General features: G+C 48.5%; 9 protein-coding genes and 1 pseudogene. 4 read left to right on the top strand and 6 right to left on the bottom strand.

The genetic code is table 11. From position 1 onward, the window contains the following. A pseudogene (locus ACO0LF_RS21765) lies at positions 1-268 on the top strand (hypothetical protein); the annotation flags it as partial. Between the two features lie 51 nt (positions 269-319). Here the strand turns inward: ACO0LF_RS21765 and ACO0LF_RS21760 are convergent. Together ACO0LF_RS21760 and ACO0LF_RS21755 are read right to left on the bottom strand one after the other, a co-directional pair. Further along, positions 320-883: a DUF2243 domain-containing protein gene (locus tag ACO0LF_RS21760; protein WP_423017818.1), complete on the bottom strand. Its 564-nt coding sequence runs from the start codon at positions 881-883 to the stop codon at positions 320-322. Between the two features lie 107 nt (positions 884-990). Further along, positions 991-1,362 (bottom strand): hypothetical protein, encoded by a 372-nt coding sequence (locus ACO0LF_RS21755; RefSeq protein WP_423017816.1) that lies wholly within the window; start codon positions 1,360-1,362, stop codon positions 991-993. A gap of 675 nt (positions 1,363-2,037) precedes the next feature. Here ACO0LF_RS21755 and dksA point away from each other — a divergent pair. Beyond that, a complete protein-coding gene (gene dksA, locus ACO0LF_RS21750) occupies positions 2,038-2,511 on the top strand; it encodes an RNA polymerase-binding protein DksA (protein ID WP_423017814.1) in 474 nt (157 codons plus the stop codon). A 459-nt stretch (positions 2,512-2,970) separates the two neighbouring features. After that, on the top strand, positions 2,971-4,710 hold the full coding sequence (locus ACO0LF_RS21745) for a patatin-like phospholipase family protein (RefSeq protein ID WP_423017812.1): 1,740 nt from the start codon (positions 2,971-2,973) through the stop codon (positions 4,708-4,710). A 149-nt stretch (positions 4,711-4,859) separates the two neighbouring features. On the opposite strand, the gene ACO0LF_RS21740 is transcribed toward ACO0LF_RS21745, so the two are convergent. The 3 genes from ACO0LF_RS21740 to ompR form a co-directional block, all read right to left on the bottom strand. Further along, on the bottom strand, positions 4,860-5,801 hold the full coding sequence (locus ACO0LF_RS21740; protein ID WP_423017810.1) for a retroviral-like aspartic protease family protein: 942 nt from the start codon (positions 5,799-5,801) through the stop codon (positions 4,860-4,862). Positions 5,802-5,979: 178 nt separating this feature from the next. Beyond that, complete coding sequence (locus tag ACO0LF_RS21735; protein ID WP_423017808.1) at positions 5,980-7,341, bottom strand: ATP-binding protein; 1,362 nt, start codon at positions 7,339-7,341, stop codon at positions 5,980-5,982. 45 nt (positions 7,342-7,386) lie between these two features. Then, entirely contained in the window at positions 7,387-8,154 is a 768-nt protein-coding gene (ompR, locus tag ACO0LF_RS21730) for a two-component system response regulator OmpR (RefSeq protein ID WP_423017805.1), read from the bottom strand. A 244-nt stretch (positions 8,155-8,398) separates the two neighbouring features. Here ompR and ACO0LF_RS21725 point away from each other — a divergent pair, with 244 nt between their 5' ends. Next, a complete protein-coding gene (locus ACO0LF_RS21725) occupies positions 8,399-8,764 on the top strand; it encodes a hypothetical protein (RefSeq protein WP_423017803.1) in 366 nt (121 codons plus the stop codon). A gap of 26 nt (positions 8,765-8,790) precedes the next feature. Here ACO0LF_RS21725 and smpB read toward each other — a convergent pair whose 3' ends face one another. After that, positions 8,791-9,240, bottom strand: coding sequence for an SsrA-binding protein SmpB (gene smpB, locus ACO0LF_RS21720; RefSeq protein WP_423017801.1), 450 nt, complete (start codon positions 9,238-9,240; stop codon positions 8,791-8,793). Positions 9,241-9,348: the final 108 nt, after the last annotated feature.

Raw genomic sequence — 9,348 nt, 5'->3', positions numbered from 1 at the left:
CTTGAAACAACTTCATCTGGATCTGAAAGAACTGGGATTTGAAGGGTCGTATGACCGGGTGGCCGCCTTCGCCAGGAAGTGGAAGGTGGATCAAACTGACAGGGTCAATTCAGCTAGCAAACGCACAGAGTACCTTCCCCGAACAAGCTTGCCGCCTATTATTTCTCGCATTTTGCTTCATTTGCAACCATTGCCAGGGGCTGCCGGGCGCGGGGTTAAGTCTGAATTTTCGACCCGCTGGGCGCTTCTCGCTGATAATTGCCCCTAGCTTCCTACTTTCATTCCCACGAAAATGTCTTTAGCTAAATAAGCTTCTCTGCTATTTCAAGCAATTTGATTTTTTCGGGCGGTATTTACGCCAAACAAAATAAGTCATTTGCTTCATGTCCTTTTGCTGTATCAATTTTATTCCCGCGACCAGCATGATCACGCCAGTTACCAGGAAGCAGATGTCCCAATACATCGCATGTGCTATCGCGACTGATCCCTCTGCACGGTGAGTGCTCAGGAGACAGTGGCCGATGATGCCTTCTATCATATTAAAAATGCCCCAGCCGGTGAGCAGGCTTCCTTTTAATAATGGTGATGAAGGCTCCATGCTATATGTCCTGCTTGCCTGCCAAAACAGGATGAATGCAGTGATAAAAAACACGTAGGTGAGGGTATATGTGAGGCTCCCTGTCATGCTGCTCGTAAAGTTGCTGACGGGGAGATTTTTAATGGATGTGATAGGGTGCACATTGCTTGGTATGTTGTGCCAGCTAAAGATGCGGGGGAGTATGACTGTGTCCAGAAGGCCGCCAAAGCCTAAACCAAAGAAGATGCCTGCAGTGATGGGGAAGTCGCTTTCTTTATTGGTAAAAATATTTCTGGACGTAGTCATTTTTTGATTTTCTTAAAATTCAGTTGTAGATATTGACGGCAGGGTGAAGAGAGAAATTTCTGCCCATCCTTCCCTTATTCCCGCGCTTGTATTTCCAAAGTTGCGCTTTAGAAATCTGACATGGATGATCTGGCCATGTCATCAAAAATCATGGCGTCGGATAAACGCAGGTCGTCCTGGTAGTCTTCATCCATAAAGACATACAGGTCGTCGTCATCAAATTCTTCTTTTGATTTTTTCGCTTCTTTTTTTGCAGCATTGTGTGTGAGGCTGGTTGTTAATTCTTTTAATTTTGTGGAGCTCTCAAGAAAATCATGTTCCTCGTCAGCAAATATGCCATTTCTTTGGATATTGTCATTGAACGATGACTGTGCTTTTTTGTTGGCTGCATCTTGAATGACAGAGTTGATAGTTGTATTCATGATGGACGCAAAGCGTTTGGAAGAAACTTGGTTGTTGCTGATGGAATTTGATGACATTACTTTCTCCTCAATAGATTCGACCCAAGGTCGCCAATTTGTCGTGGTGGTTTGACGTAGTGGTTTGAAATAACCAGCAGCGCCATCTTAAATAGATGTGTCATTGCGTTCAGTCAGTGGGGACGTAGGCGTTTTGTCAGACAACAGGCAGTGCTGTGTGGCATCCATGCTTACACGGTTCGCAACGCAAGATTTTTCGACTTTGCCTGACTGGCAAAATGCGTGGCTTAAAGAGGCATACTCTTTAGTTCGCCGAATTCGCTCGCGTGCTGTAGCCAAGGTCAAGAGAGAGAAGGGTAACGAAAAAAACACGGCACGGGCCCAGATCAACATTAATACCTATCTAAACTTGTGAGAGGTCACGCGATTGCTGGCATGGTCGAATGTGGTCTGCATGTTGCCACCCTATATTGACGGCGCGGTAGGGTCGTCTTCATGCTTGGCAAAACCGATGTGCTATTGATTTCTAAGCCTGTGTAGGAACTCGCTGACAAGTTTTGTGGTCGTGGTCTTGTAGATGTGGCGTGAATTGATTGGTATCTTGCCATACGTTTTAAATATTTCTTCAGCAGGCAAAGTCTGGGCAATTCAAGGGATTTGCCGGGTTGTTGCCATATGCTTTTGGGAAATATCAACTCGCGCAATCGAGCAATTACATAATTCAGGAGTTTTACGATGACTACCATACAAGCCTATGCACCAAAGAAAGCAGTAATCAGATCCAATTTGCGTATTTCAAAATCCAAGCTGACGGAAGAGACAATTCTGCACATGAGTGAGATGGAGTATATGAATGATGCGCAGCTGGCATTTTTTAGGTCGCGCCTGCAGGATATCGAGCTGGGCCTGGTGCAAAATGCCAACGAGACCTCGGCGCATCTGCAGGAGAATGAAATCATTGCTGACCCTGTTGATCGTGCCACGATAGAGGAAGAACACGCGCTTGAATTACGTACACGTGATCGTGAAAGAAAATTGCTTAAGAAAGTGCGTGCAGCTATTGCGCGTATAGACGAGGGGGATTATGGTTGGTGCGAAGATTCTGGTGAACCTATAGGTGTTGAGCGCCTGCTGGCACGACCTACCGCTACGCTATCGCTGGAGGCGCAGCAACGTCATGAACAAAGACAAAAATTATTCGGACATTGATTTTTATTCTGGTCCAATGCAAACAAGCCCTTGATGATCAAGGGCTTGTTTGCATTGGGCGCTCGGTTTAGTGCTGCCAGGCTTGCCAGTGGCTAAGTCCAGGCACAAGCAATGGGGGGATCTAAAAAAAGGCAGGTAGATGCTTCGCAGGTGTTGCGAGGCGACCTGGCCGAACCATTGGTCTATCAGGGTTTTGCTGATATTGATCGGATATAAGGTTTTGGACGTGTTCAGCGCAACGCTGCCATGGGATTTAGTCGATGATGATTATAATGACAAGCTGGTTCTGAAATGCTGTTAGCATCAGGTCTGGTCATTTGCTTGTAGTCGTATCGTGAGATATTCAGGAACCTCTGCAAAAATTAATAGTCTATCAATCTTGTTGTTGAACTTTATACAGTCAGCGTGCCTTGCGTTGACTTGAAAGTTCGCGTTTTTTTGTGAGTCATGGAGTGTGAATTGCTGAATATTTCCCCGATAAAAAATGCCTTTGTTGGCTCTTCGATCTGGGCGACGATGCTTTTGTCAGGGTGTGCTACTCTGCACATAGATGAAAGAAATCCTTATATCAATGTGAAAGCGATGAGCGCGGATGTCAGTGTGCCGCGAGCGAGTTATCCTTCCAAACTGGGTTGTACCAGTGCTGTAGAAAATGATCCCTGTACTCACCCCATGTTTGTCGGGGTGGCGATTTCTGGCGGTGGTTCACGGGCGGCAAATTTTGGTTTGGGGGTGATTGCGCAATTGCGTAATTTTGGTTTGTTTGATGAAGTTACTGCACTTTCATCGGTGTCAGGCGGCTCGCTGACCGCTGCTGCGATTAGTTTGAAGCCTTTGCAAAATGATGCGGATTTTGATTTGCTATCCACACAGCTGCGCAGGGATTATTTGACGTCATGGGTATACCGTTCGGCGAACCCCATGAACTTGGTCCCGACCCTGACGTCTGGGAAAAATGCTACGCGGACCTTGGCCGATGTCTTTGACGCGGGTATTTATAAAGGTGCAGTCTATGGGGACTTGGGTGAGAAGAAGCCTGGCCGGCCATCGTTGTATATCAATAGCTCGCATGCGCACCGTTTTGTCGGGGCAGATACCCTGACGACCAGGGGGCTGAATTCATCAGAGGCAAGCTTGCAGGGTTTTACCTTTACTGATGCAGCATTCAAGGAAATGGGCTCGGACTTGAATCAACTGCGCCTGGCAGATGCGGTGGCGGCCTCGGCAGCTTATCCCGGGATATTTGTACCGCTGGCACTGAAGAATTTTAATGCAGACAGTGATATTTACCAACCTGCCAGCCCCAAGTTCTTGCATTTATATGATGCTGGCTCGTCTGATAATCTAGGCGTGGATGCCTTGATACGCGCTTATTCTGAGATCCTGGTCGGCACCCAGGACCTGTCTTGTTTGCTGATACTGGTTGATGCCCATGTCAGCGACAGGGGGGATTTGAGTGGTTCACTGGCCGATACCAGAAACAGCATGATTGACTATGTCATCAGCCCGTCTATCTATCGGGCATTTGATTCTCTGCTGGAGCAGCGCAGGGAAGGGCAGCTGGATGTTCTGGGTGTGTCGCTTGCTTCTGATCAGCCTTATAGATTTAATCCTGGCGTGAATATACCTTTAAAGAATTATGCTGTTTCCAGGGCCGGGTATGGATTGGTTCGCGGCCAGGGTGTGGGTGGTGACGAAGCGGGTATATTGACCGTTGGCAGGTCCATCAATAGCGCCCACTGTGCTGTCTGGCATATAGGGCTGGACCGTTTACTCGAACTCACCAAAAAAGGTAGTCCGCGCAAGCGCAATGCATTTCTCCAGCAAAGCAGTGCCGATGAATACCGTGATGAAACGCATAGGGACAATCAGTTGATCAAGCTCGACAGGTTCGTCAATTCCATACAAACCAATTACAAGCTGGCGTTGAATGGTCCTGGGCGTTGCGAAGAATTGCCGATACAAAATTCTCTTTTTGAAGCGGCACGGGTCTTGATGACTGGCGACACAGATTCAAGCACCAAGCTGGTGTCATGGTTGAAGGATCACCACCGCGAAAGGCTGTCGCAAAACATCAGTCATTTGCTGGCTTCAAAAGCAGTGCAGGATCAAGGTGCTGTGGTGCAAGTCCCGCGCTATTCTGTGCAAGAGCCAAATTCATCCAACCCATCAGCCTCATGGATCAACTGTAGCAAATGAGACCATTTTTCATTAAGCAGGCCTCATTTTTTTTAGGGCAGCATCATGGCCATGCTGCCCTGTCACGAAGAGGCACCGATTTGATGAATATTTGATGACTCGTTTGCGATCCTGGTGCCTTATCTCGGTGTCTTATCTTGGTGCCCTAATTAGCGCAATTCCAGCGTCAGAAATTCTACGCCCTGGATTTTGGATGACACCATATTGAATTGAGATAAAGAAGCCTGTCCAAGCAAGGATACGCAGGTTTTGCAAACAAAGGCAGTCACCTTGTGGAGTTCAAATGGTCCGACTTTCATGGTGTCAAGCGTGACCATGCGGCCGGAAACATTTCTGCCGTCTGCCAATTGCAGATTGATATTTGGCTTGACCACTTTATAAGTGGTCTTGGAGCTGGTCAGCATGTCTTCACTGAGCGAGGTTTTCGTGGCGCCGGTATCCACCATGAAGGCGACTATTCTGGAGTCGCCGAGTTTGACTGGGGCGTAGAAATGTTCTTTGGTTCGGGGCAGGCGTATGCTTTTTTGTGTTGAGGCGACAGCTTGCCCCTGGCGTTCCAGCGATGATTCTATTGCTATGCGCTGACCTTCAAAATAATGGCCATGACCCTGGGCTTCCAGCGATGCATCAAAAGAGGCGAGCAAAGCCAAGGCTTCAAATTCTCGCTTGCGCAACACCAGGTATTTGGCGACATCTCCTCGTACATTAACGAGCGTGGGTACGACAGCCAGTGTTTTATAACCCCAGTCTATTGCTTCATCTACGCGCCCGGTTTTGGCCAGGCTTTCTGAGTACGCCGCGAACAGGTCATAAGTACCTTCGCCCATGCTGATGGCTTTTTCCGCCTGTATGATGCTGGCTTCAGGCTTGTCAGCCCAATGGTAGACGATGGCCAAACTGGCAACGGCCTGGGCATCAGTGGGGCGCATCTTGATGTATTGATTCCAGTTCTTTTCTGCACAGTCATAGCTGCGTGCGCGCATGCATTTGATGGCGCCTTCTTTATAAGCTGATGGTGGGTAGGTTTCTGCCAATGCGGGCAGGCAGAGGAAAAGGCTGGCAGCGAACAGCGTTTTTAATTGGGTGAGCATGGGTCTATTTGTTCTCAAGAGCCTGAAAAAATGGCAGCAATTGTAACATTTAAGACGATAGTAGTAGGCTGCTATTTGAGCAACTAGTCTACTGCAGCCAAACAAGGATAGAGGACTTGCAGGTAAGCTGCAAAAAAAGAGGCAGCTGGTCGGGGGCCCACAGACCGATTAACTTGATTCAGGCTTCTTTTGCTTCCTGCAAGGCGATAACGATCACAAAGCCACCTTCCAGATGGTTATAGATGCGCAATTTGCCGCCATGGCTTTTGACGATACGGTCAACAATGGCCAAACCCAGGCCGGAACCATTGGCCTGGCTGCGAGAAGCGTCACCGCGGGTGAAGGGGCGCAGCAGGCGCACCAGATCTTGTTCTTCTACACCTTGCCCATGATCGCGAAAGCTGATCTGTATGGAGAGCTTTCTTTCTTTATTTTTGCGTGAGCATTGTACGTCCAGTGTGATGACGGGCGAGCCTGGTGTTTTACCGTAGCGACAGGCATTTTCTACGATATTGGTGAACAGCCGTTTGAGTTCTGTCAGATTGCCATTGACATAGATATCCGGGGTGATGGCGGTGCGCAGGCGCAGGTTTTGAAAGCGAAAGGCTTCATCCATGACTTGCTGCATGACTTCGCTGACGTTAATGCGTTCAAATTCGACCTTGTCCAGTGGTTTTGCATAATCGAGGAACTGGCTGATGATGTCATCCATTTGCTGCAGATCGGATTGCATGCCAGTTCTGGCATCATCGCTGAGGCTGGCCATTTCGACTTCTAATTGCATGCGGGCCAGCGGGGTGCGTAAATCATGTGAAATACCGGCCAGAATGATGGAGCGGTCGGTTTCTATCCTGACCAGATCTTCCATCATGGTGTTGAAGCTGACATTGGTTTCGCGAATTTCTTTCGGGCCTTTTTGTGGCAAGGGTGGTGGCTGCTTACCCTTGGCGACGGCGCGGGCGGCGTTGCTGAGACGCGACAAGGGATCATTAATGAGCTTGGAGATAATGGCCGCACCCAGTAATGTCAAAAACAGGGTGAGGATAGCCCAGCTGAACAATTGCTGACCTATGGGCGGGTCCAGCCGGTCTTGTTCCAGTCGTAGCCAGTAATGATCGTCTTCGATATCAAAACTGATCCAGAAGCCACTGATGTCATTTAATTTGCTGGCAAAACGGGTGTTATTGCCTAGCCCACGCAGCATGATGGAGCGGGATTCCAGGAAGAATGGCGTGGCTTCGGGTTCTTCTATGCGGTCAGTGTCTTCCAGCAAGTAGATTTGCACGCCTTCTTTATTGGCCAGGTCACGCAAAAGTTCCTTGCGTTTTTCCGGGGCAGAATGGGTAAGGGCGGCGCGCGTGATGGTCACGATGGAGACGATCTGCGAAGCAATTTGCTGTGCTCTTGGTGCCGTCTCGAGCGTGCGGAAGTTTGACATCCAGGCCAGCATGCTGGCGGTGACGAGCACGGCCAGCATGAAGAAGGTGCGCCAAAACAGTCCGCTTTTGAGCCATTCCAGACTGTTCAGGTAGTTACGCATTCAAAATTGGGGAGAATCTACAAAAATGATATAAAAAATAAGAAATCAATGTGATTGACCATCGGGAATGAATACATAGCCCAATCCCCATACCGTTTGTATATACAGTGGATTGCTAGGATCAGGCTCTATCAGTTTGCGCAAACGAGAAATTTGCACATCCAGGCTGCGGTCAAATACTTCGTATTCGCGGCCACGTGCCAGTTCCATCAGTTTTTCCCTGGACAGGGGTTGGCGGGCATGGCGGGCAAAAACTTTTAATACTGAAAATTCACCGGTCGTCAGGGAAATATTGTCGTCATTCTTTTTCAGCGTGCGTGTGCCCAGATCGAGGACAAAATCGCCAAAAGCAAAAGTTTGCGGACCATCGGATGGCGCACCTGGCAATTCATCCGGCGCTTTACGCCTCAGGACGGCATTGATACGGGCCACCAGTTCTCGGGGGCTGAATGGTTTAGGCAGATAATCATCGGCACCCATTTCCAGGCCTATGATGCGATCTACTTCTTCGCCCTTGGCCGTCAGCATGATGATGGGAGTTTTGTCGCCAGCGCCACGCAGGCGGCGGCAAATAGCAAGCCCATCTTCACCTGGCAGCATCAGGTCAAGTACCAGCATGTCATAGCGCTCCCTGATCCATAGTTTGTTCATGGCTTGGGCGTTCTCAGCGCTGACAACTTGAAAACCTTGTTCTGTCAGGTAGCGACGCAGCAAATCGCGCAAGCGCAGATCGTCGTCGACAACCAGGATTTTAGCCTTAGGGCTGCTGGAGTTGGTGTTTGTGGAGTCTGGTGTGGGGGGCGTAGTGTTCATGGGCTTAATAGTACTGTCATAGGCTGAGCTTGCAAACAAATTTAGTAATCTGGATTACAAACTGTTACACACTTTACTGAATGGGACTGCGCATTTTATCTGGCTATCGTAAACTAAATTATCTGTATTTGGAGCTAGCAAGCACAGTGCTTTTACGCATAGAATTGCAATCCTCTTCAATTCATTTATTTGTTTAGCTTGCATCATCCGTTTCGTTCGTGCAAGACCATTCGTTTTCAATTTGATGAATATACCGTACAAAAAAATTTCTGTCCTGATGTTGTCGCTGGTGTTGGCGGGCAATGCAATGGCTGACGGTAATCATGGCAGTGCCGGTGCTGGTCTTTGGGGGCGTTTTAATAATGCGAATGTCCAGAAAAAAGACGCGAATATCCAGAAGCAAGAAAAACAGCATGAGCGACAAATCGCCAGGCAGGCTGAGAAAAATAGTTTGCTGGAGCGCTGCAATGACGCTCGTCATATCGGTGAACGTGCCTGTGGTGGCGGGGATGATAATCAAAAACGTAATCGCATGACACCAGAAGAGCGGCGCGCATTGCGCCGCCAAATCCAGGATGTCGGGCACGAACTGTATCGTCCGGCTCGCTAGAGCCTCGCTCCACGTGGCCTTCAATATCAGCGGCGATTTTGCTTCATGATTTTTTGTTGCTCACGCTGCCAGTCCTTCTCTTTTTCAGTATCCCGCTTGTCGTGCTGCTTTTTACCCTTGGCCAGGCCAATCTGACATTTAACGCGGCCTTTGCTGAAATGCATGTTTAATGCAACCATGGTGTAACCAGAACGCTCGACCTTGCCGATCAACTTGCTGATTTCTGCCGCATTTAACAATAATTTACGTGTGCGTACAGAGTCAGGGTGGATGTGGGTGGATGCGGTCGGCAAGGCGCCAATATGGGCGCCGAACAAGAATATTTCGCCATTTTTGACAATGACATAGGATTCTTTCAGCTGCGCGCGGCCTGCGCGTATGGCTTTGACTTCCCAGCCTTGCAGGACGATACCAGCTTCGTATTGTTCCTCGATAAAATAATCGTGGAATGCTTTTTTATTATCAGCGATGCTCATGTAGGATGAAAATTAGTCAATTTAAAGTAAGGAAATGCATGAATGCATTTTGGTACTGCCTGCGACTCGGTTAAAATGCGAACCTGTGATTCTACCAAATGGTTCTTC

The sequence above is a fragment of the Undibacterium sp. Di27W genome (genome assembly GCF_049340345.1).
GTDB lineage: Bacteria > Pseudomonadota > Gammaproteobacteria > Burkholderiales > Burkholderiaceae_D > Undibacterium.
Note: the sequence above shows the minus strand (reverse complement) of the source record. Positions and strands in the feature narration are given on the sequence as shown.